Source organism: Streptococcus sp. C150 (assembly GCF_000187445.1).
Lineage (GTDB): Bacteria > Bacillota > Bacilli > Lactobacillales > Streptococcaceae > Streptococcus > Streptococcus raffinosi.
Map to the genome: position 1 here is coordinate 450,931 of NZ_GL698449.1, position 21,708 is coordinate 472,638.

General features: G+C 39.1%; 23 protein-coding genes and 1 pseudogene. 23 read left to right on the plus strand and 1 reads right to left on the minus strand.

Going from position 1 to position 21,708, the window contains the following annotated elements:
• The first annotated feature begins 10 nt into the window (after nt 1-10).
• From HMPREF0848_RS02195 to HMPREF0848_RS02245, 11 genes are all read left to right on the plus strand, one after another.
• On the plus strand, nt 11-1,099 hold the full coding sequence (locus tag HMPREF0848_RS02195) for an NAD(P)/FAD-dependent oxidoreductase (protein ID WP_008534331.1): 1,089 nt from the start codon (nt 11-13) through the stop codon (nt 1,097-1,099).
• Between the two features lie 201 nt (nt 1,100-1,300).
• Nucleotides 1,301-2,170: a glucose-1-phosphate thymidylyltransferase RfbA gene (gene rfbA, locus HMPREF0848_RS02200; RefSeq protein WP_002888905.1), complete on the plus strand. Its 870-nt coding sequence runs from the start codon at nt 1,301-1,303 to the stop codon at nt 2,168-2,170.
• On the plus strand, nt 2,170-2,763 hold the full coding sequence (locus HMPREF0848_RS02205) for a dTDP-4-dehydrorhamnose 3,5-epimerase family protein (protein ID WP_008534332.1): 594 nt from the start codon (nt 2,170-2,172) through the stop codon (nt 2,761-2,763). The genes rfbA and HMPREF0848_RS02205 overlap by 1 nt, the downstream gene beginning before the upstream one ends.
• A gap of 202 nt (nt 2,764-2,965) precedes the next feature.
• On the plus strand, nt 2,966-4,012 hold the full coding sequence (gene rfbB, locus HMPREF0848_RS02210) for a dTDP-glucose 4,6-dehydratase (RefSeq protein ID WP_003096936.1): 1,047 nt from the start codon (nt 2,966-2,968) through the stop codon (nt 4,010-4,012).
• A 64-nt stretch (nt 4,013-4,076) separates the two neighbouring features.
• Nucleotides 4,077-5,162 (plus strand): hypothetical protein, encoded by a 1,086-nt coding sequence (locus HMPREF0848_RS02215; protein ID WP_008534335.1) that lies wholly within the window; start codon nt 4,077-4,079, stop codon nt 5,160-5,162.
• Between the two features lie 206 nt (nt 5,163-5,368).
• The gene (locus HMPREF0848_RS02220) at nt 5,369-6,103 is read left to right on the plus strand and encodes a hypothetical protein (protein WP_050787992.1); all 735 of its coding nucleotides are present in this window, start codon (nt 5,369-5,371) and stop codon (nt 6,101-6,103) included.
• A 95-nt stretch (nt 6,104-6,198) separates the two neighbouring features.
• Complete coding sequence (gene hemW / locus HMPREF0848_RS02225; RefSeq protein ID WP_008534339.1) at nt 6,199-7,335, plus strand: radical SAM family heme chaperone HemW; 1,137 nt, start codon at nt 6,199-6,201, stop codon at nt 7,333-7,335.
• A complete protein-coding gene (locus HMPREF0848_RS02230) occupies nt 7,336-8,079 on the plus strand; it encodes an acyl-ACP thioesterase domain-containing protein (protein ID WP_008534340.1) in 744 nt (247 codons plus the stop codon).
• Nucleotide 8,080: 1 nt separating this feature from the next.
• Nucleotides 8,081-8,854 (plus strand): TIGR01457 family HAD-type hydrolase, encoded by a 774-nt coding sequence (locus HMPREF0848_RS02235; RefSeq protein WP_008534341.1) that lies wholly within the window; start codon nt 8,081-8,083, stop codon nt 8,852-8,854.
• Nucleotides 8,844-9,488 carry a TIGR01906 family membrane protein gene (locus tag HMPREF0848_RS02240; RefSeq protein WP_008534343.1) on the plus strand — a complete coding sequence of 215 codons (645 nt, stop codon included), beginning with the start codon at nt 8,844-8,846 and terminating at the stop codon, nt 9,486-9,488. The genes HMPREF0848_RS02235 and HMPREF0848_RS02240 overlap by 11 nt, the downstream gene beginning before the upstream one ends.
• An 8-nt stretch (nt 9,489-9,496) precedes the next feature.
• Nucleotides 9,497-10,231: a PHP domain-containing protein gene (locus tag HMPREF0848_RS02245; RefSeq protein WP_037609112.1), complete on the plus strand. Its 735-nt coding sequence runs from the start codon at nt 9,497-9,499 to the stop codon at nt 10,229-10,231.
• 194 nt (nt 10,232-10,425) lie between these two features.
• Here the strand turns inward: HMPREF0848_RS02245 and HMPREF0848_RS02250 are convergent, their stop codons facing one another.
• Nucleotides 10,426-10,722, minus strand: coding sequence for a transposase (locus HMPREF0848_RS02250; protein WP_008534345.1), 297 nt, complete (start codon nt 10,720-10,722; stop codon nt 10,426-10,428).
• 290 nt (nt 10,723-11,012) lie between these two features.
• On the opposite strand from HMPREF0848_RS02250, the gene HMPREF0848_RS02255 reads away from it, so the two are divergent.
• From HMPREF0848_RS02255 to hisD, 12 genes and pseudogenes are all read left to right on the plus strand, one after another.
• Complete coding sequence (locus tag HMPREF0848_RS02255; protein ID WP_037609114.1) at nt 11,013-11,876, plus strand: helix-turn-helix domain-containing protein; 864 nt, start codon at nt 11,013-11,015, stop codon at nt 11,874-11,876.
• A 77-nt stretch (nt 11,877-11,953) separates the two neighbouring features.
• Nucleotides 11,954-12,019 carry a tryglysin family RiPP peptide gene (wgkA, locus tag HMPREF0848_RS10975; protein WP_428835785.1) on the plus strand — a complete coding sequence of 22 codons (66 nt, stop codon included), beginning with the start codon at nt 11,954-11,956 and terminating at the stop codon, nt 12,017-12,019.
• Nucleotides 12,020-12,075: 56 nt separating this feature from the next.
• Nucleotides 12,076-13,194, plus strand: a complete 1,119-nt coding sequence (wgkB, locus tag HMPREF0848_RS02260) for a radical SAM/SPASM peptide maturase WgkB (protein ID WP_008534347.1) — start codon at nt 12,076-12,078, stop codon at nt 13,192-13,194.
• The gene (gene wgkC / locus HMPREF0848_RS02265; protein ID WP_008534348.1) at nt 13,191-13,511 is read left to right on the plus strand and encodes a PqqD family peptide maturation chaperone WgkC; all 321 of its coding nucleotides are present in this window, start codon (nt 13,191-13,193) and stop codon (nt 13,509-13,511) included. Before wgkB ends, wgkC begins: the two co-directional genes overlap by 4 nt.
• Nucleotides 13,511-14,773 (plus strand): MATE family efflux transporter, encoded by a 1,263-nt coding sequence (locus HMPREF0848_RS02270; RefSeq protein ID WP_008534349.1) that lies wholly within the window; start codon nt 13,511-13,513, stop codon nt 14,771-14,773. The genes wgkC and HMPREF0848_RS02270 overlap by 1 nt, the downstream gene beginning before the upstream one ends.
• 109 nt (nt 14,774-14,882) lie before the next feature.
• A pseudogene (locus tag HMPREF0848_RS02275) lies at nt 14,883-15,521 on the plus strand (peptidylprolyl isomerase).
• A gap of 154 nt (nt 15,522-15,675) precedes the next feature.
• Nucleotides 15,676-16,599: a phosphodiester glycosidase family protein gene (locus HMPREF0848_RS02280; protein WP_008534351.1), complete on the plus strand. Its 924-nt coding sequence runs from the start codon at nt 15,676-15,678 to the stop codon at nt 16,597-16,599.
• On the plus strand, nt 16,580-16,969 hold the full coding sequence (locus HMPREF0848_RS02285) for a hypothetical protein (protein WP_008534352.1): 390 nt from the start codon (nt 16,580-16,582) through the stop codon (nt 16,967-16,969). Before HMPREF0848_RS02280 ends, HMPREF0848_RS02285 begins: the two co-directional genes overlap by 20 nt.
• Before the next feature lie 771 nt (nt 16,970-17,740).
• The gene (gene hisC, locus HMPREF0848_RS02290) at nt 17,741-18,793 is read left to right on the plus strand and encodes a histidinol-phosphate transaminase (RefSeq protein WP_004182683.1); all 1,053 of its coding nucleotides are present in this window, start codon (nt 17,741-17,743) and stop codon (nt 18,791-18,793) included.
• Nucleotides 18,790-19,770, plus strand: coding sequence for an ATP phosphoribosyltransferase regulatory subunit (locus HMPREF0848_RS02295; RefSeq protein ID WP_008534354.1), 981 nt, complete (start codon nt 18,790-18,792; stop codon nt 19,768-19,770). The genes hisC and HMPREF0848_RS02295 overlap by 4 nt, the downstream gene beginning before the upstream one ends.
• Nucleotides 19,763-20,413 carry an ATP phosphoribosyltransferase gene (hisG, locus tag HMPREF0848_RS02300; RefSeq protein WP_008534355.1) on the plus strand — a complete coding sequence of 217 codons (651 nt, stop codon included), beginning with the start codon at nt 19,763-19,765 and terminating at the stop codon, nt 20,411-20,413. The genes HMPREF0848_RS02295 and hisG overlap by 8 nt, the downstream gene beginning before the upstream one ends.
• Nucleotides 20,410-21,693 (plus strand): histidinol dehydrogenase, encoded by a 1,284-nt coding sequence (hisD, locus tag HMPREF0848_RS02305; protein WP_008534356.1) that lies wholly within the window; start codon nt 20,410-20,412, stop codon nt 21,691-21,693. Before hisG ends, hisD begins: the two co-directional genes overlap by 4 nt.
• The last annotated feature ends 15 nt before the right edge of the window (nt 21,694-21,708 follow it).

Consider the following 21,708-nt stretch of genomic DNA (forward strand, 5'->3'; position numbering starts at 1 on the left):
GGAGTAAAAAATGAAAATTGCAATTGTTGGCGCAGGCATCGTCGGTTCAACGGCTGCCTATTACTTGTCAAAGGAAAAAGAAGTAGAAGTTACTGTTTTTGACCATGGTCTTGGACAGGCAACCAAGGCAGCAGCAGGAATTATTAGTCCCTGGTTTTCCAAGCGTCGTAATAAGGCCTGGTATCGCATGGCTAGACTGGGAGCTGATTTTTACCAAGAGTTAGTTTCAGATCTTGGAAATGATGGTTATGACAAGAGTTTCTATGATCAGTCTGGTGTGGCCCTTCTTAAGAAAGACGATAGTAAATTGGATGGTTTGTATGAGCATGCTGAGACCAGACTCGAAGAATCACCCATTATTGGTGAACTCTCTATTAAAAATGCGAGTACCCTTCCTGAATTCACTGGCTTTAACCGTTATCTCTATGCCTCTGGGGGAGCCAGAGTCGAAGGTGCAGAACTGACTGCTACTTTGATTAAGGCTTCTGGTTTTGAAAAGTTAGAAGGTCAAGTTACACTCTCTCCTCTTGACGATGGTACTTATGAGATTGATGGTCAAACTTTTGATAAGGTCATCCTCGCTTGTGGTGCCTGGCTAGGTCAAACGCTTGAACCCCTTGGTTTTGAAGTGGATGTTCGTCCTCAAAAAGGTCAGTTACGAGACTATTTCTTTGAGGGCATGGATACTGGTAAATTACCAGTTCTGATGCCAGAGGGCGAATTAGATGTCATTCCATTTGCGGGTGGAAAGATTTCGGTAGGTGCCAGTCATGAGAATGATCAAGGCTTTGATTTGACAGTTGATGAAGCTGTTTTAGAAGTTCTGGAGGAGGAGGCTAAGACCTATTTCCCTGACTTAAGTACTGACAAGTCCTTCTCGGAACGTGTGGGAACGAGAGCCTACACGAGTGACTTCTCACCTTTCTTTGGAGAAGTTCCAGAGCTTAAAAACGTCTTCGTTGCTTCAGGTTTAGGTTCCTCTGGTCTTACAACAGGGCCACTGATTGGAAAAAATCTGGTTGATTTGGTCATGAACCGACCTGGTAACTTGGACAGTACAGATTATCCAGTCGCTAATTACATAAAGAAACAGGATTAAGACTAGTTATCCTTCCCCAAATATTCAGAATCAGTTAGCTTTCTCTTACTATAGAGAAACGTTGGCTGATTCTTTTTTATTAAGAAAATGGACAGCTTTGATTTTCTTAATGAAAGCTTAATAGCTCTGGCTTTGTCGTGACAAGGGGGCTGAAAAATGCTAAAATAAAGGTAATATATTAGAGAAAAAAGGAGCCTTCTTATGAAAGGTATTATTCTTGCAGGCGGTTCAGGGACGCGTTTGTATCCATTGACTCGTGCTGCATCAAAACAACTGATGCCGATTTATGATAAACCAATGATTTACTACCCATTGTCAACGCTCATGTTGGCTGGAATCAAGGAAATCCTCATCATCTCAACACCACAGGACCTTCCACGGTTTGAAGAGCTCCTCGGTGACGGTTCAGAGTTTGGTATTTCACTATCATACGCTGTGCAACCAAGTCCAGATGGATTGGCGCAGGCCTTTATTATTGGTGAAGACTTCATCGGTGATGACAGCGTTGCCCTAGTCCTTGGTGACAATATTTTCCATGGCAATGGCCTTTCTGCTATGCTTCAACGTGCTGAAGCTAAGGAAAAAGGTGCAACAGTCTTTGGTTACCAAGTTAAGGATCCAGAACGTTTTGGTGTGGTTGAGTTTGATGATGATATGAACGCTATTTCCATCGAAGAAAAGCCAGAGCATCCAAAATCAAACTTTGCTGTAACTGGTCTTTATTTCTATGACAATGATGTCGTGGACATTGCTAAAAACATCAAACCAAGTCCTCGTGGAGAGCTTGAAATCACTGATGTTAACAAGGCTTACTTGGATCGTGGGGACCTCTCTGTTGAGCTGATGGGACGTGGTTTTGCTTGGTTGGATACAGGCACTCACGAAAGTCTCTTGCAAGCGGCGCAGTACATTGAAACGGTTCAGCGTTTGCAAAATGTTCAAGTGGCTAACCTTGAAGAAATTGCCTATCGTATGGGCTACATCACTAAAGAGCAGGTCCTCGAATTGGCACAACCACTTAAAAAGAATGAATACGGACAATATTTGCTCCGTTTGATTGGAGAAGCATAATGACAGAACAATTTTTTGGAAAAGAACTTGCAGCACACAAGATTGATGCTATCCCAGGCATGATTGAATTTGACATCCCGGTGCATGGTGATAACCGAGGCTGGTTCAAGGAAAACTTCCAAAAGGAAAAGATGTTGCCACTTGGTTTTCCAGAATCATTCTTTGCTGAAGGCAAATTGCAAAATAACGTTTCCTTCTCCCGTAAAAATGTTTTGCGTGGCTTGCATGCTGAGCCATGGGACAAATACATCTCAGTAGCAGATGAAGGAAAGGTCCTTGGAACTTGGGTTGACCTCCGTGAGGGCGAAACCTTTGGAAATACCTACCAAACAGTGATTGATGCCTCAAAAGGAATTTTCGTTCCTCGTGGTGTTGCCAATGGTTTCCAAGTTTTGTCTGATAAGGTCGCCTACAGCTATCTTGTGAATGACTACTGGGCACTCGAACTTAAACCAAAATACGCCTTTGTCTACTACGCTGACCCTAGTCTTGATATCAAGTGGGAAAACTTGAAAGAAGCAGAAGTCTCAGAAGCAGACAAAAATCACCCATTGCTCAAAGACGTTAAACCACTCAAACCAGAGGATTTGTAAGAACGAACTTTGCACAGCAGAATCGCGACTACAAGGAGCGCTATAAGATTGTTCCTGCCCTAGTGAAAACAAGATTCCCTTAGGGAATCTTGTAGGGAAATCCGGAGACTTCGGCTCCAGATTTAGCCATGAAACCGAAGGGTTGCTGGCGTCCCTCACTAGCTAAAGGAACGATTAAGGAACAAAGAAATTTGGAGAAAAAATGACTGAATACAAAAACATTATCGTAACCGGTGGCGCAGGTTTCATCGGTTCAAACTTCGTACACTATGTCTACAACAATCATCCAGACGTACATGTGACTGTCCTTGACAAACTCACTTACGCTGGTAACCGTGCTAACATTGAAGAAATCCTTGGTGACCGTGTTGAATTGGTTGTAGGGGACATTGCTGATGCTGAATTGGTAGACAAATTGGCTGCTAAGGCGGATGCCATTGTTCACTATGCGGCTGAAAGTCACAATGATAACTCATTGAATGACCCATCTCCATTCATCTACACAAACTTCATTGGTACCTACACACTCTTGGAAGCAGCTCGTAAATACGACATTCGTTTCCACCACGTGTCAACAGACGAAGTTTATGGTGACCTTCCATTGCGTGAAGACCTTCCTGGACATGGTGAAGGTCCTGGTGAAAAATTCACCGCAGAAACCAAATACAACCCATCATCACCTTACTCATCAACTAAGGCTGCTTCAGACCTTATCGTTAAAGCATGGGTGCGTTCATTTGGCGTTAAGGCAACAATTTCAAACTGCTCAAACAACTATGGACCATACCAACACATCGAAAAATTCATCCCACGTCAAATCACTAATATCTTGTCAGGAATTAAACCAAAACTTTACGGTGAAGGTAAAAACGTCCGTGACTGGATTCATACTAACGACCACTCAACTGGTGTTTGGGCTATCCTCACTAAAGGTCGTATCGGTGAAACTTACTTGATTGGTGCCGATGGTGAAAAGAACAACAAGGAAGTGCTTGAGCTTATCCTTGAAAAAATGGGTCAACCAAAAGACGCATACGACCGTGTTACAGACCGTGCTGGTCACGATTTGCGTTACGCAATCGATTCAACAAAATTGCGTGAAGAACTTGGTTGGGAACCACAATTCACAAACTTTGAATCAGGTTTAGAAGAAACAATCAAGTGGTATACCGATCACCAAGACTGGTGGAAAGCTGAAAAAGAAGCTGTTGAAGCTAACTATGCTAAGACACAAGAAGTGCTTAAATAATTGAAAAATCTATCACTTCCAATCGAGTGATAGATTTTTCTGTTAAGAACTGTTAGGAGAGATGATGAATCGAAAAGAATGGATTGAATATTTTGAAGTGATTAATAATCGTAAGCCCACTATTCAGGAGTGTCAGCAGGCTCTTCAAAATGGTGAGTTTGTTATGGAAGGTAGACAAGCTACTTTTTCTAACAATGGAAATTCCGTGCCTGCAGGAGCCACGCCTTTACCAAATCAAGTGACTGGTCAGATGGTCAACCAAACTTCAGCACAGCAGCTTGTCTTTGTTAAACAGAAAAAGTTTGGGAAGAAGACTTTTATTGGTTTGGGTATTGCTTTATTTCTTGTCCTAGCAACAAGTCTTGGTGTCTTTTTGTTTTCTTTCAAAGAAACAAACTTGAATGGTTTGTGGGTAACTAGTTATAATGCTGGTTTGGTTTATGAGTTAAGTGGGAAAAAATCAAAACTTGTTGCAGGCCATAGGGAAGAAGAAATCAAAGAAATCTCTACTGGTCAGAAAGTAAGACAGAAGTTTGAAACAAGCTTAGAGGACGTCAGTGATTCAAAACTAAAAACGATTGCTGATTTTGACAAGAAATACCAATTACAGACCAAAGAGATCATCCTGGTAAAGACGGATGTGTTTGGCTACTATAATCTGATTCAGAAAGATGGGACAAACTTAGTTCTAGATTTATTCTTATCAGACCTCTACTACGGATCAAGAAGTACCAAAGATTTAAAAAAGATATATCTTTTTCATAAGGTAGCGGTTCCAAAAGTTTTTGTTGGCAAATGGAAAAAATTTGATTCCGATGATGATTCAGAAGGAGAAGGGACTATCTCTGAAAATGGGGTTGTTACTACAGATTCTGATGGTAAAGATATCTTAATTGCTAAGCCTTTAAAAGAATATCTGGTGGATCAATCAGGCAGCGTAGATAGTGGTAAGGTGCAAAAAGAGTTTGCTAAAATACAGAAGTCTCTTAAGTCACATGGTTATCAGGCTAAGAGTGTTAATGACATCTACCACGATGCGAGCAAGTCATACTATTATGTCCTTGTAGATGATGGTAAGCGCATTATTCTCTTAGAGGATAGCTTTAACCTTCTCTCTTATAAAGGTTATCTTGAAAGAGAAGACAAATAGTAATAAGGATACCTCTAGCAGATAAGAAGTGCTTAGATCATATCCCAAAGTCTATCATTCCTCAAGGAGTGATAGGCTTTTTTTGGTTACACAGACATATTAACTTAAGACAGGGATACAAATAATGACGTAAATGTTACAAAATTACAAACAATGCTTGATTTTTGTAATAAAATAGATATAATAGACATATAGAAAAGAGGTTTATGAAAATGAAAAGAAAAGTTATCCGTGTTTGCTCACTTGTTTTGTTGTCTGTAGCAGTTTCTACAACCCTTGTTGGATGTGGCTCTAAGTCAGAAAAAGACACCGCAGCATCATCTACACCTTCAACATCTCAGTTAGTTAAGTCATCTACAAGGTCAACTGAAAAGAAGACCGACAAACAGGCTAAGTCAGATGCGTCAGCTTCAAAAAAAGACCAAGGTCAAGAAGAAGCGAGTACTCCTGAAGCTAGCTCCTCAAAAAATCAAGCTACAGCTGGAAATGATGCTCAATCAGGTGCAAGTAGCAGTGCTACTTCTGATTCCAATAAGTCTAGTCAAACAACAAGGGATAGTCAAAGTGACGCTCCTGTTCCAGCAGCATTAGTGGGAACTTGGACTGGTACCAGTCCTCAGGCGACAGATATTAGTTTCACAGTAGATGCCAATGGTAACGTCACTTCAAAAGCTAATTTCAATGTCGATTACGAACCCTATCGTCAAAGTTCAACGACTGCAAAAGCTGTTCAAATTTCTGGTAATCTCTACGTTTGGGAAGGTGGCGATTTTTCAACCTTGCTTCCTGGTATTACTGGACTAGGGGGAGCTGGTTTCCAAGCTAAGCCTGGTTTTATTCTTGAAAATGGAACCTACACGCCAGTCCAATTCATCTCTGATTTGGGACCAAGCTTTGATTATAGTAACTACAAAGCTTTCCCATTCTCATTAACAAAATAATAGGAAGAGGCTATCTGAAGAGATAGCTTCTTTTTTGCGTCAAACTCTTCTTTTTCAAGGTCTCATTTCTGCTTAAAAAATGGTAGAATAGTTACATGCAAACAAAACCAACGTCAGCCTATGTGCATATTCCATTTTGCACACAAATTTGTTATTATTGTGACTTTTCCAAGGTATTTATTAAAAATCAGCCCGTTGATGACTACCTACGGGCTTTGATTCGTGAGTGGGAGCTTTTAGATATCAAGGAACTTCGCACCCTTTACATTGGTGGTGGGACACCGACAGCTATTTCTGCCGAGCAATTGGACTATCTTTTAAGCAATCTTCAGAAGAACTTGGATTTGTCTAAGTTGGAGGAATTTACTATTGAGGCCAATCCTGGGGATTTGACGGTTGATAAGATTGAAGTACTCAAAAAATCTGCTGTTAATCGAGTGTCTTTAGGGGTTCAGACTTTTGATGACAAGCACTTGCGTCAAATTGGTCGCAGTCACAATCAAGCACAAATTTATGAAAGTATTGATAGTTTGAAGGCTGCTGGTTTTCATAATATTTCCATTGACCTCATTTATGCCCTACCTGGTCAAACCATGGATCAGGTTAAGGAAAATGTGAGAAAGGCTATAGAACTGGATATTCCACACCTAAGTCTCTACAGTTTGATCTTGGAACATCACACGGTCTTTATGAATAAGATGCGTCGGGGTAAGCTCAATTTGCCAACTGAAGACTTGGAAGCAGAGATGTTTGACTATATTATTCAAGAGTTGGAAAAAAATGGTTTTGAGCATTATGAGATTTCCAATTTTACCAAACCTGGGATGGAGAGTCGTCACAATCTCATGTACTGGAATAATGATGAGTACTATGGTGTGGGTGCTGGGGCCTCTGGTTATGTCAATGGTGTTCGTTACCGTAATCGTGGTCCTATCCAGCATTACCTAAAGGCTATAGCAGAGGATGGGCATGCTAGACTTCACGAGGAGCATCTGACTAAGGCGGAGATGATGGAGGAGGAATTCTTCCTTGGCTTACGGAAAAAATCAGGCGTGTCTATCAAACGGTTTGAAGAGAAGTTTGGCTTATCATTTGCAGATACTTATGGGGACATTGTGGAAAAACTACAAGCAGATGGGCTTTTGGTTAAGGATCCAGATGTGATTCGTATGACCAAACGGGGCCTCTTTCTGGGAGATAATGTCGCTGAGCAATTTATATTGGAGGATTAGATGGGATTAAAGTTTAGTATTCCTTATCAGATTCCGTTTTATGAGACGGATATCACGCATCAGGTGAAATTACCACATTTGTTGGCATTTTCCTTGCAAGTATCAGCCATGCAGTCTGAGTCTCTTGGGAATGCGGACGACGCAGTTTTTGATCAATATGGTCTGGTTTGGATTGTGACAGACTATGCGATTGAGATTGACCGCCTGCCTCGCTACAATGAAAAGGTGACCATTACAACGGAAGCTATTTCCTATAATAAGATTTTCTGTTACCGTAATTTTTACATCACTGATGAAGCTGGTCAGCAAATCATGCTCTTTAAGACTACTTTTGCCCTCATGGATTATGAGACACGTAAGGTAGCTGAGGTTCCAGACGAGTTGGTGGCACCTTATGAAGCTGAAAAAACTAAAAAGTTGCTTCGTGGTCCTCGCTACAAGGTTTTGGAAAATCCCGTTGATACCTTATACCGTGTGCGCTATTTTGACTTAGACATGAATGGTCACGTTAACAATAGTAAGTATTTGGAGTGGATGTTGGATGTTTTCGATTTGAACTTTTTGACCAAGTACACGCCAGCCCACATTGATCTTAAGTATGTGAAAGAGATTCATCATGGGTCGGAAATATATTCTGGTTATGAGTTTGACCAAGAGAGTCTGAGTAGTCAACATCAGATTTGTGTTGATGGCAATATTCATGCTCATGCCATCATCCAATGGAAGGAAATAGGAGACGAGTAAGATGACATATAAGGGTTATTTGATTGATTTAGATGGAACCATTTACAAGGGTAAGGACCGTATTCCTGAAGGGGAGGCTTTTGTTAAGAAATTGCAGAAGCGCCAGATTCCTTATCTTTTTGTAACTAATAACAGTATGCGTACACCAGAGATGGTGCAAGAACTTTTGCGTAATCAATGCGAGTTGGAAACGCCTCTTGAAACTATTTACACAGCAACCTTGGCGACAGTTGACTATATGAACGATATGAATCGTGGCAAGACGGTTTATGTTATCGGGGAGACTGGACTTAAATCTGCAATTGCAGAAGCGGGGTATACGGTAGATGAGAAAAATCCTGCCTATGTTGTTGTTGGATTGGACCGTGAAGTCACTTACGAAATGTTGGTTAAAGCAACGCTTGCTATCCACAAAGGGGCTATATTTATTGGAACTAACCCAGATTTGAATATCCCAACTGAACGTGGTCTTCTTCCAGGTGCTGGTTCCCTCTTAGCTCTTATCGAGGCGGCTACCCGTGTGAAACCAATCATTATTGGTAAGCCTAAAGCTATTATCATGAACAAGGCTCTTGAAATCCTTGGGACAGAACGTAGCCAAACTATCGTGGTTGGTGACAATTACTTGACTGATATTACAGCTGGCATAAAAAATGACTTTCCAACACTTCTTGTAACAACTGGATTTACCAAGGCGGAAGAAGTTTCGGATTTACCAGTAAAACCAGACCATGTGCTTTCTAGTCTAGCGGAGTGGGATTTTGATGCGAACTAAAATTGAGGCTGTTCTGACTCCGATTTGGCTCTTGGCCCTGTCTATCCTAGTGACGATTTATCTGGCATGGGGCTTTTATTATTTTGATATTGATTGGATGCATCTTTTGGACTATGTCATTCTTGGCAAGACAGAGCTCTGGCATAATTTCAATATCCTCATGCAGTACCTGACCTTTCCTTGGGTTGGTCATCTGTCCATGCCTGATTTTCCATCATCGGAGAGTGGGCTTAAGCATTTCCATGATGTGAAGTGGCTCTTTCATTTGGTTCAGGGGCTTGTTATTCTACTAGCTTATCCAGCAGTAACTTCTCTTTGGCGTAATGTGAAGAAAGGGACCTTTGGTCTTTACGTTAAACTTTATATGAGTCTAGCACTCTTGCCAGTCCTTATTGGGGTTGTGGGGCTTTTTCTCGGATTTGATGAGTTTTTTACGCTCTTTCATGAAGCCCTCTTTCCTGGGGATAGCAGTTGGCTCTTTAATCCAATCTTGGACCCGATTATCAATGTTTTGCCAGAAGAGTACTTTCTTCAGTGCTTTGTGATTTTCTTTATTATTTATGAGGGAATCATGGTGAGCTTGACTTGGTTGGCCCATAAGCAACTTACAATGTATTTGAAAAATAAGGAGTAGTTATGTCTATTCGTGATAACCATTTGCATACCCATCATTCCTATGATTCGGATGCGAACTTTACTGATTATTTGACGCATTTTGATGGGGAGATTGTAACGACTGAGCATTATGATCTCTCTAATCCTTATACCAAACAGGATGATGTGCCCGAGTATGAGGCCTATAGTCGTGAGATTGAAAGTCTTAACCGTAAGTATGGTAATCGTATTAAACGTGGTATCGAGATTGGTTATTACCAACCTAGGGAAAGGGATATTTTAGACTTTCTGGATGGTAAGGACTATGATCTCAAACTTTTATCTGTTCACCATAATGGGGTCAATGATTATCTTGATGATGAGGTAGCGGATATGGACAAGGCAAGCATTATTCAAGAGTATCTGGACAAGTTGGAGTACGCTATTGGTCGTGTGGACGCAGATGTTCTGGCCCACTTTGACTATGGTTTCCGCCTGTTTGATGTGACTGTTGATGAGCTAAAAGTCTATGAAGAACAACTCAAACGTATTTTCCAGAAAATGATTGCTAATGATTTGGCTTTTGAGCTGAATGCAAAGAGCATGTATCTTTATCATCACGAAGACCTCTACCGTTATGCTCTAGGCCTTGTTAAGGATTTGGGATGTCGCAAGTATTCTATAGGGTCTGATGGTCATAAATTAGAGCATTTCCGTCTGAACTTTGATACGATTCAGGAGCTCTTGAGAGAATTTGACATTACTGAAGATATGATTATATAGCGAAGATGGCTTCAGTTGAGGCTGTCTTTTTGTCTTACGAAAACCACTAGCTATGCTAGTGGTTCCGAAAAGCTTTTAGCGATGTATCAAAAAAGTCCCCCTAAAGTGTTATATTAGATAAGGTTTCCCGACCACTAACTAATATACAAAAGGAGGACCCCTGATGAGACAGGATAATAATAGTTTAGCACATACTACATGGAATTGTAAGTATCATGTTGATACGGTTGGGCGAAATCAATAGATGAAGCCTCACCACTAATACATTTTTCTACAAGTTCCATTTTAAATTCTTTTGAATAGGAACGTTTTTTTGTTTTCTTTGTGAATCCTAAAATCCCATATTTTTTATAGATGGCGGCCCAATCTTGAATCGTTCTTGTGGAAATATGGAGACAGTTATATATCTCAGATTTGGAACGATTATCATTAATATAATTGAGACAAGCTTGTTCTTTCTCGTATGGGGTGAATCTTTCTCTTCTAGACATAAAAATACCTCTTAAGTAGATTTTAGGTATTTACCTTGTCTACTTAAGAGGTATCATATCATTCTCACGGGTGGTTTTGACTTGTTGGGGTGAAAAAGAACGATGGTTACTTGTTGTAGACAAATAATTAGCCTACAACAATTACAAGAATTCCTTCAAATAGAAGGAGTAGAAATGATAATAGTTGTTGTTTTTTCATGTGTAAATCCTCTCTTTTGTTTTTCTTAATTGTATGCTATTATGATGTCAAAGAAAAATTATTCCCATATATGCGTGATGGAGGGATTGAAGTGAAAAATTTTGGAGAAATTTTTAAAACTTTTCGAGAATCAAGAGGTTTACGATTAAAAGATGTTGCTAAGGCTGGTATATCAACGTCTCAGCTCTCTCGCTTTGAGAAAGGGGAGACTGATTTAACCATTTCAAAATTTATGCTCATCTTGGATGAGATTAACATGCCAATTGATGAATTTATGTATGCCGTTCATGATTTTCACCGTGATGAACTTAACGAAATCTTGTCAAAGGTACGCCATTTTGTATCTAATCATGATATTGAAGGATTGAAAAAACTACTTTATTCTCAAATGGAGTCAAAGACTAAGAGAGAGAAATTTTATCACATTAATACTATTTTATTAAAAATACGCTTGCAAGATTTGTCTGGCGAAGACTATTATTCAGAACAAGATTTAATTGAATTAACAGACTATCTTTTTGGTGTGGAATACTGGGGTTATTATGAATTACTGATTTTTGCAAATACCTTAGATGTTCTAAAACACGATGTTTTTATGGTTTTAGCCAGAGAGATGTCAAGACGTTCTGATTTTTATAAAGAGATTCCTAATAATAGACGGTTGATTTCAACTATGTTATTAAATGGTTATATCACATGTGTTGAAAGAGGAAAGTTCATAGATGCTTTGTATTTTGAAAAACAATTAAATCAATGTTTCTTCATTGAAACAGAAGTCTATGAACGCCTCGTTTTCCAGTATGCACAACATCTATATCAGTATAAAAAAGAGGGAGACCATAAAGCTATTATTGAAATGAAAAAGTGTATTGGAGCAATGAAACTAGCAGGAAGTAACCATCTAGCAAAAACTTATGAAGGACATCTAGAAAAAATTTTAGCAAGTAATAGGTAATACGCAGATATGGGAAAAATTTCGACACTTATTTCAAAAAGATATAATAGATTTATCAAATTAAGGAGGAAAGACCTATGTCACCTAAAAAAGAGTTTAATGCTCCTAAGACAACTAAAGTTAACAGTTGGGGTAAGCATTAAGAAAGCAACTGTAGGTCAACATTTGTTGGCCTATATGTTTTTAGGAGGGAAAATATATGAGAGATTATTCACCATATCCATTATTAGTAGATGTTTGTGTAACCAATCGGTGTAACTTAAATTGTTCCTATTGTTCTGCAGAAGCTGGTCCTTTTGCAAGTAAAAAAGGAGAAATGAGCGTAGAAAAGTTGGATTCTGTTTTTAGAGAGCTTGATTTGATGGGTGTTCCAAGAGTAGGTGTGACTGGTGGAGAACCTTTTATGCGTGAAGACATCCTTGACATTTTGAAAGCTTTTAATCAATATAGATTTGCTAAGGTTTTGAATACGAATGGAAACTTAATCACAGATTCTATTGCTAGAGAGTTATCAAAACTGAATTTAGACAGAATTTGTGTAACAATAGATGGTAGTAAATCTAGTGTACACGATAGTCAACGAGGAAAAGGAAGTTTTAAGAAAGCTATTGAGGGAATTAAAAATTTACAACGATATAACTTACCTGTATCAACATTATTTACCTTAGGTAAGCATAATGTCAATGATTTGATAAATACTGTAAGATTGAATGATATGCTTGGTATAGAGTATATGTCAGTAATGGTTATCTGTCCGACTGGTAGAGCTAATGATGGTAGTATTTTGGCGGATAAGAAAAACTGGTATCCAGTTTTTCTTGATTTAACTGAGCGACTTTCTAGGGGAGAATTTAAAGTTAAGTTTAAAATTGTTCCACCAAATGAAAGTGATGTTTTTTGGACACATTATTTTCCGCTTGCGTTTTATAATAGATTGGATCTGTTAGAAAGTGTTTGGCACCAAAAAGTAGATATAAATTTTGATAAGCAAAGGGAGATATCGTGTCAAGCCGGTGTCAGAGCCTGTTCAATCAATCACAAGGGAGATGTATATGGCTGTGATTTGATGAACGGGATAGATGAGTTAGTTGCTGGAAATGTAAAAAAACAAAAGTTTAGTGAAATTTGGCACAATTCGATTGTATTTAATAAACTAAGATCAATTACATTTGATGATATTTCCGGCAAATGTGCGGAATGTCCATTACCATGGTGTGGTGGAGGATGCCGATGCAGTGCTCTGGAATTGGATGGAACTTTATTGGGTTCTGATTTAGCTTGCTTTTATGAACAAAAAGGAGATGTGGAAGTCGTATGAAAGAACATTTCGTTATAAAAGGTAAGAGGGATTTCATTGTAAATAAAGTAGAAAATGAGTATATAGGATACGATAGACTTGATTTAGAGTATTATTCGTTTGATGAAATAGGTGCAGAAATACTTTATTGTATTTCCAAAAATTTTTCATTGGATAATATTGTAGAACTGTTACAGCAAAACTATGATGTATCTGCGGCAGAGTGTAAGCAAGCAATCATATCTTTCTTAGAAGAAACACCAATTTTACATATTATTTATGCAAATTTAGTTAAGTCTGATATATATTTACAGTTAATACCTTTTAGGGAGCAATAATGATAGATTCAAAAGAAGTGAACAGATTTGCAGGGCCACTAGTTTTGACTAACATTGGTCAAATTATTATTGGACAGCTGGCTTTACATTTTGCTGTGAATAACTCATCAATAATTTTATCGGGAATATCTATTATTCAGAATATGCTATTTGCTTTTGGTGGTCTTTTAGGGGCCTTTAGTCTGTCTTTTAATATTAAAAGTTCTAAGGCTTATTCTAACCGACAATACAGCAGGTTTAACGATTTGTTGAAATCAAATTTAATCATAAATTTGATTATTGGCACAGCATTTGCTTTTTTTGTAATTTTTTACGGAGAAACTATGTTGAGTGGACTTTATGGATTTAGAGGTAGTTTATTAGCATTAGCAACAAATTATTTAGTTATTACGTCCCCCTATATAATTTTGACACTATTAAATTTTTCACTTACTAATCTATTGAGAGTTCAAAAGGAAACAAGACCAATTATGTGGATCGGATTGGCAAGCTCAGTATTAGATGTATTATTGAACTATGTATTGGTACCACTATTAGGAATTAGAGGAGCTGCTATATCAACGATTATATCTTTGTGTTTTGTTTCTTGTAGCTATTTATTCATGGTTTATCCAATGATTTGGAAGTCTCTATTTGTGAAGTCTACAACGAAATTAGAGTTAGTAAAATTTGGTATCCCATTAGTTGGTCAAGAGGTTCTAGAAAGTGTGTTATTTATTATAGTGTTTGATGCATTTATGGCAAGACTGGGTTTGGAGATACTTACGATTTATGCTGTTATTAGTCAGCTACTTTCAATTATTCGTGTTCCTTCTTTTGTATATTCGACAACAGTTTCCGTCTATTTGCCGGAAGCAGAGAAAATGGGACATGTCAAAGAATTTTTGAAAACTATATTTAAAAATTCATATATTGCTAGTATGTTACTTGCTTGTCCTGTTGTGTTATCATCAAATATTCTATCTCACTTTCTTTCTGATGAAATCACAACAAATATTGTACCTATTACTTTGTATACATTTTTAGCTATGGGGCTATCTCCCATTTACGAAAGTTCTAAAATGTTACTACAAAGCTTTGGAAATGAAAAATTTGTTTTGCATACATCTATTTTAATAAATCTTGCTAGTGTTATGATTCTAACCATACTACAATTCTTAAACGTTCAAACTTATTGGTCGTTATATTTCATATATGGGTTGAATTTATTTGTTTTGTCCCTGATATTTTTACGACATGCTTCTTCAGAAAAAATTATATAAAAGAAAGGGATTTAGTTTTAAATTATGCTAAATCTTTTTTTGTGATAACTTTTCCAAGTCCATTTTGTTATGATGGTGCTATCTTATGAAGAAGGAGATAGTATTATCCATGTTGAGTAAAATGAAAGCTCGGCTCTTGATTGGTTTAGGTGGTCTAGCTGTGACCAGCTTTATTGTTGTGATGGGTTACACCATTGGTTCTCAGTCTGTGACTAATCACACGCAGAAATAAATCCAGTCTGAAGCTCATCATTTATTGACCAAAGAGAAAGAAAAGGAAAAGGCGAGTGTTATTTCTGATGAGCTGGTCAAAGAATTTCTTACGCAGTACTTTACCAAGGAAAAGCTGGGAGAGAACAACAACCGTATTAAGCCCTATATGACAGATTCTGCTTATAAGGAAGAAGTCGCTCGTCAAGAAGAATCCATCAACCAAGTCTATAAGGATTATATGTTGGATTATCACTTCGAAACTGCTCAAATCTATGTCAATACAGAAGACAATGAAGCCCTGACAGAGGTTACTTATCAAGTTGTTTATGTGTCTGATGTCAGCGATAAGGCTCAGAAAAGTACACAGACAGAAACGACCTCTCTTAAACTTTCTTATGCCAAAATGTCAGATCAACTCCTTGTCAATCAGGTAACTATTTGGAATAGAAAGTTAGAGGATTTAAAAGAAACTTCTGATGGAGTTAACTCAAGCATTCCAAAGATTCAAGGCACTACTACAAGTGAGACCAACTAGCAGGAGTTACTCTTCTGCTTTTTTCTTAAGGGAAGCTTAAAGAAAAGGCGTAGTTGTGGGAATTATAGAAGATTTTAAGCTTTGCTTGTTATGCTAATGTCAAGCAAAAGGAACTTATGGTTTCTATCTTATCTTTCAAAATTGGAGGTCTTCTATGAAATTTCTAAAAAGGCATGCCTATGCCTTACTCTTTACCCTTTTTCTGATGGGAGCAAATGTTTACTCTCTCTTAAAGGTCTTTGTCATTCCTTCAGCGGTCTCAACGGTTTCGGCCAATACGACTAGCTCAACCACAGCTTCGTCGACGGCATCTACTAGCACTGGTAAGGTGACTAAGACGGATACGACTTATAAAGATGACAATATGGATATCAAAATCACGACAGGTAAAACCAGTGATACCACTTACTATGTGGCCGATATCCAGCTTTCAAGTGCAGATTACCTTAAAACGGCTTTGGCACAAAATACCTATGGGACCAACATCACCGACACTACTTCAAGTATTGCCCAGCAAAATAATGCAATCTTTGCCATCAATGGTGACTATTACGGGGCTAATCAGTCGGGCTATGTGATTAAAAATGGTCAAGTCTATCGTGATACTGATCGAAACAGTGACTACGAGGACCTTGCAGTATACTCAGATGGTAGCTTCAAGACCTTTAAGGAGAGCGATACAACGGCTCAAAAATTGGTCGATTCAGGTGTGGTGAATACCTTTGCTTTTGGTCCAACCTTGGTTGAAAATGGTAAGGTAGCTGTTTCGGAAAATGAAGAGGTTGGTCAGGCCATGGCCGACAATCCACGTACAGCTATCGGAGTCATCGAAGAGAGTGATGGCAGTGTGCACTATATTGTTATTGTCTCGGATGGACGTACCAGTGAGTCATCAGGCTTGACCCTCTATGAAATGGCAGAATTGATGAAATCTTATGGCGTGACGACAGCCTACAACCTTGATGGGGGTGGCTCATCTACCATGTATTTCAATGGTCAAGTCATTAACAAGCCAACCACAAACGGAAATAAAATCTCAGAAAGGGCGGTGAGCGATATTGTTTACGTCGGTTACTAAAAAATCAGCCAGCAGACACTTTTTCACTTATATCGGTCTAACTATCTTTAGTCTAGTCTTTACCTTTGTCTATGAGCGATTTTCTTATGGGGAATCGTCCATGTTTATGCGTATGATGTTTTTTGCACCACTAGCTGGGGCTCTCATCTATCTACTAACAGGGTTGGGAATGTCTTGGGTGAAAACACGTCTTTCAAAACTTCTCTTTAATTCATCTATTGCAGTTGTAGCTAGTGCCTGTATGGTTAAGGGAATCGTTGAGGTTTCAGGCCGTACAACTAGCGTGGATATGCCTTATTGGTATGTTGCTGCGGGCCTACTTTGTTTGAGTATTATGACAGGATTTATCAGACCTAGAAAATTGGCTTAACAATAAGAGCTTGGAGCTTTGCTTCAGGCTTTTTGTCTTGCTTTGAAAAAATATTTAGGATAAATATACAAACCATAAAATGAAGAAATTATTTTAAATGAGGAATTTGCTTAAAGACATTTTCATAAAAAATAACTGAGCTTGATTTTTTTGTGATAGGAATTTAGATAGAACGAGACTGTCTATAGTGATGTAAGTGCCTTAATCTATCGTGTTTCCGGCGCTAGGGATTTTTGAGACATGAGGTTCAAAACTTAGGCATGGAACTTTTTTGATAGCTAGAATCACCCACCGAATCATTTCACCCGCGTCCGTCATCACCTAAGAAAAGTCTTAAAAGGCTTGTTTCTGCTATTAAATATACATGATTTTCAACTTTTTATAAAAATATACAAAAAAGACTTGCTTTGTTCTGAATTTTCAGGTAAAATAAACTAAAATCGAAATCGTTGATAGAAAAAGTCAGATCGTTTCACAGAGAATGCGGGAAGCTGAGAACGCATGAGATCAAAGACGACACATTCTTGAGAGCGTATGCGAACTCTGGATGACAGTAGTGTACGACGGGTGGTTCCGTTAGAGACTAGGAGTTACAAGAGAGACCTTGTGACTTCATGAGGAAGAGGGGGTGACCCCTGTTCGAATTAAGGTGGAACCACGTGCCAACGTCCTTGCAAAAGTTGTTTTTGCGAGGGCGTTTTTTGTTACCCTTGCTTTTAGTATTTGTAGCTAGCCGTACACTTGGTCGGAGTTGAACAGAAAGGATAAACTATGGAAATCAAAGGATTACGAAAGATTGAACCCTATGTGGCGGGTAGTCAGCCTGCTGAGAAAAATATCATTAAGTTGAATACTAATGAAAATGCCTATGGACCAAGTCCAGCGGTCCATCAAGCTTTAGCATCCTTTGATGCCCATCAGTTACGCAAGTATTCGACTTTGGATCAAGCGGCTTTGCGTCAAGCCTTATCTGAACAGTTAGGTGTTCCTGCTGATCAAGTGATTATTGGAAATGGGTCAGACGATATCTTGTCAATGGCATTTCTAGCTTTCTTTAACAGCGAGGAAGAAGTCTTGTTTCCAGATTTGACCTATGGCTTTTACAAGGTTTGGGCAGATTTGTACCATATCCCTTTTAGAGAAGTGCCTCTGAGTACTTCATTTGAGATTGATACTCAAGATTATCTGGTTGAAAATGGTGGGATTGTCCTTACTAATCCAAATGCGCCAACAGGTATTTATAAACCTCTCGATCAAATTGAAGAGATTGTAAAGGCCAATCAGTCAGTAGTTGTGATTATTGACGAAGCCTATATTAACTTTGGTGGGGAGACTGCCTTACCTCTCTTAGAAAAGTATGAAAATGTATTTATCACCAGGACCTTTTCTAAGGACGCCTCACTTGCAGGTTTGCGTGTTGGCTATGGCATCGGAAGTCCAAAGCTAATGGCTGTGATCAATGCCGTCAAAAATTCGGTCAATCCCTATAATGTGGATAGCATCGCAGAAGTCTTGGCGACTGCAGCCGTTCAGTCTTGGGATTATTATGAGGATATCTGCGCTAAGATTATGGATACACGTGACTGGTTTAGTCAAGAATTGCAAGCTATTGGCTTTGATGTGCTGCCTTCAAAAACCAATTTTGTTTTGGTTAAACCGCACGGAGTGACGGCAGGCCAATTGTTTGACTATCTCCAAAGTAAGAAAATTTATGTCCGTTATTTTCCAAAAGTGGAGCGTATTTCAGACAGACTACGCATTTCTATTGGGACGCAGGATGAGATGGAGCGCGTATTAATGACAATACAGGAGTTACAAGCATGAAAAAAACGACATTAGCCTTAGGAATGCACGATAAACTTTTCAAACGTGCCCGTACCATGTATCAGATTGAACACCGTATCTGTGACTTGTTGATGACAAAGGGCTTTCTTCGGATTGAGACACCAACCTTAGAGCATTTCGAAGTCTTTAGTGATGTTGTGGACAATGGAAACTATAATTTCTTTGACAAAAATGGAGATCTTGTTAGTTTACGTCCTGATATTACTAGCCAAATTGGGCGTGTGATTGCTTCGACTCAAGTTCATACACCGATTAAATTTTCTTACTCTGGAAAAGTCTTTAACTACAATGAGGAAATGCGTGGCTTGTCCAATGAGCATACGCAGGCTGGTGTGGAAATCATTGGTTTTCCAGTTCATCAGGCATTGGAAGAAGCAATAGCTTCTGCTAAAGAGGCTCTAGATGCTGCAGGGGTCAAAAATTACAAGTTTGAATTTTCACATGCCCGCCTCCTACAACTCATTTTTGAAGAATTAAACCTTCCAGCTGTAAAAGAAGCAGAGTTGGCGGCCTATATCCGTGATAAATCGATCACCGGTCTTAAGGAGTTTACCAAAGAAAATCCAAGTCAATATGACATGGTTTTGGAGCAGTTACCCTTCTTGTTTGGTGAGACAAATGCTGTCTTGACCAAGGCTAGACAGTTAACAGACAGTGAAGCCTTTTTGACGGCTTTGGATAGTTTGGAAGTTTTAACTAATCGTTTATCAGATAGTCTCCCAGAGACGACGCTTGATTTGGCTCAATTGCCAGCAGTGCCTTACTACACTGGCATGATGTTTAAGGTCTTCGGTGACAAGGTACCAGATGCCTTTGTATCAGGTGGCCGTTACGATAAACTCTTTGAACGCTTTGGAGCTACCGAGTTAACAGCGGTTGGCTGGGCCATTGATATCGACTCAGTTTATCAAGCAGTACATGACGATGTGGAATTTGGAGGTGACTTGGATGACTAGCAATCAAATCACAATTGCCTTGACCAAGGGACGTATTGAGAAAGATACGGTTAAATTACTGGAAAAAGCTGGCTTTGATATGTCTTTCATGGCCGATAAGGGACGTAATTTGATTTTCGAGAGTCCTGATAACCGTTTCCGTTTTCTCTTGGTCAAAGCTCCAGATGTGACCACCTATGTCCGACATGGTGTCGCAGATATTGGGATTGTCGGTAAGGATGTTCTAGTTGAACATCCGACAGGCTATTTGGAAATGTTAGACCTTAATTTTGGCCTTTGTAAATTCTCCGTAGCATCAACAGAGGACTATAATCCTAATGACCATAAGCGAAAACGTATTGCGACCAAGTATCCAACCATTGCGACGGATTATTTTAATCAAAAAGGTGAGGATGTTGAAATCATTTCGATTCAAGGGAGTGTTGAGATTGCCCCCGTCATTGGTCTAGCGGATGCCATTGTTGATATTGTGGAAACAGGGAATACTCTTGTTGCCAATGGCTTAAAAGTTTATGAAGATATTTGCCGGATTTCAGCACGAATGATTGTTAATAAGGCTTCTTTGAAAAATAACAAGGAAGTTCTGCCATTCATTCGTAAGATTGAATCACTTGTAGGGAACGAGGAGGTACCGTTCGAATGAAACGATTAACTGGAACAAATAAAGAAATTGCTGAGCTTCTTTATCAGGAGCAATTGGAACTTTCAAAAGAAAATAGAGATGTTGAAAGCACGGTTCAAGCCATTATTGAGGATGTCAAAAAACGAGGAGACGAGGCCCTTCGTGATTACTCTGCTAAATTTGATAAGGTTGACTTGACTGATTTTGAAGTAGGACAGGACTTGATTGATCAAGCCTTTAAAGAGATTGATCCAGAGGTTTACCAAGCCCTAGTTAATGCTAAAGAAAACATTGAATCTTACCACAAGCATCAGTTGGAGGCTGGTTTTGAGGACCAACCAAGTGAGGGTGTTATTCGTGGTCAATTGATTCGTCCCATCAATCGTGTAGGTGTTTATGTGCCTGGAGAAACTGCGGCTTATCCATCATCAGTTCTTATGAATGTCATCCCGGCTAAAATTGCTGGGGTTAAAGAGATTATTATGATTACGCCGCCACAAGAACACTTTGTTCCTGCAATTCTAGTAGCCGCAAAATTGGCTGGTGTGGATAGCATTTATCAAGTCGGTGGGGCTCAAGGGGTTGCGGCCTTGGCTTTTGGTACAGAAACGATTCCAAAGGTTGACAAGATTACAGGTCCCGGAAATATTTTCGTGGCGACTGCTAAGAAGCAAGTTTACGGTATTGTCGGTATTGATATGATTGCAGGACCATCAGAAATCGGTGTTATTGCTGATAGTAGCGCTAATCCAACCTATGTGGCAGCCGATCTCTTGTCTCAAGCAGAGCACGATACACGTGCACGCGCCATTTTGGTAACAGATTCTCGAGCCTTTGCTGATGCAGTTGAAAGTGAGATTGAAGGTCAACTTAAGCTTTTGCCACGTGAGGCGATTGCTCGTCCATCTATCGAAAATAACGGTCGAATTATTATAGCCAATGATACAGATGCTATGTTTGAACTCATGAACTTGGTTGCGCCAGAACATTTGGAAATTGCTATGGACAAGGCCTATGATTATCTAGAAAAAGTGGAAAATGCGGGTTCCGTCTTTCTTGGTCACTTTACCAGTGAACCAATTGGTGACTACTATGCTGGTGCCAATCACGTTCTTCCGACGACAGCAACCAGCCGATTTTCATCAGCTTTAGGTGTGCACGATTTTGTCAAACGTATCCAATATACGCAGTATGACAAAGCAGCAGTCAATAAGGCTCAACACGATATCACAACCTTGGCTTACGCGGAAGGTTTGCAGGCCCACGCTAAGGCTATTGAAGTCAGAAACGACAATAATTGAGAGAGTAGAGGAAGA

Coding starts and splice junctions, on each gene's coding strand:
- HMPREF0848_RS02195 (WP_008534331.1), top strand. CDS start 11: ATGAAAATTGCAATTGTTGGCGCAGGCATCGTCGGTTCAACGGCTGCC.
- rfbA (WP_002888905.1), top strand. CDS start 1,301: ATGAAAGGTATTATTCTTGCAGGCGGTTCAGGGACGCGTTTGTATCCA.
- HMPREF0848_RS02205 (WP_008534332.1), top strand. CDS start 2,170: ATGACAGAACAATTTTTTGGAAAAGAACTTGCAGCACACAAGATTGAT.
- rfbB (WP_003096936.1), top strand. CDS start 2,966: ATGACTGAATACAAAAACATTATCGTAACCGGTGGCGCAGGTTTCATC.
- HMPREF0848_RS02215 (WP_008534335.1), top strand. CDS start 4,077: ATGAATCGAAAAGAATGGATTGAATATTTTGAAGTGATTAATAATCGT.
- HMPREF0848_RS02220 (WP_050787992.1), top strand. CDS start 5,369: ATGAAAATGAAAAGAAAAGTTATCCGTGTTTGCTCACTTGTTTTGTTG.
- hemW (WP_008534339.1), top strand. CDS start 6,199: ATGCAAACAAAACCAACGTCAGCCTATGTGCATATTCCATTTTGCACA.
- HMPREF0848_RS02230 (WP_008534340.1), top strand. CDS start 7,336: ATGGGATTAAAGTTTAGTATTCCTTATCAGATTCCGTTTTATGAGACG.
- HMPREF0848_RS02235 (WP_008534341.1), top strand. CDS start 8,081: ATGACATATAAGGGTTATTTGATTGATTTAGATGGAACCATTTACAAG.
- HMPREF0848_RS02240 (WP_008534343.1), top strand. CDS start 8,844: ATGCGAACTAAAATTGAGGCTGTTCTGACTCCGATTTGGCTCTTGGCC.
- HMPREF0848_RS02250 (WP_008534345.1), bottom strand. CDS start 10,722: ATGTCTAGAAGAGAAAGATTCACCCCATACGAGAAAGAACAAGCTTGT.
- wgkB (WP_008534347.1), top strand. CDS start 12,076: ATGAGAGATTATTCACCATATCCATTATTAGTAGATGTTTGTGTAACC.
- wgkC (WP_008534348.1), top strand. CDS start 13,191: ATGAAAGAACATTTCGTTATAAAAGGTAAGAGGGATTTCATTGTAAAT.
- HMPREF0848_RS02270 (WP_008534349.1), top strand. CDS start 13,511: ATGATAGATTCAAAAGAAGTGAACAGATTTGCAGGGCCACTAGTTTTG.
- HMPREF0848_RS02280 (WP_008534351.1), top strand. CDS start 15,676: ATGAAATTTCTAAAAAGGCATGCCTATGCCTTACTCTTTACCCTTTTT.
- hisC (WP_004182683.1), top strand. CDS start 17,741: ATGGAAATCAAAGGATTACGAAAGATTGAACCCTATGTGGCGGGTAGT.
- HMPREF0848_RS02295 (WP_008534354.1), top strand. CDS start 18,790: ATGAAAAAAACGACATTAGCCTTAGGAATGCACGATAAACTTTTCAAA.
- hisG (WP_008534355.1), top strand. CDS start 19,763: ATGACTAGCAATCAAATCACAATTGCCTTGACCAAGGGACGTATTGAG.
- hisD (WP_008534356.1), top strand. CDS start 20,410: ATGAAACGATTAACTGGAACAAATAAAGAAATTGCTGAGCTTCTTTAT.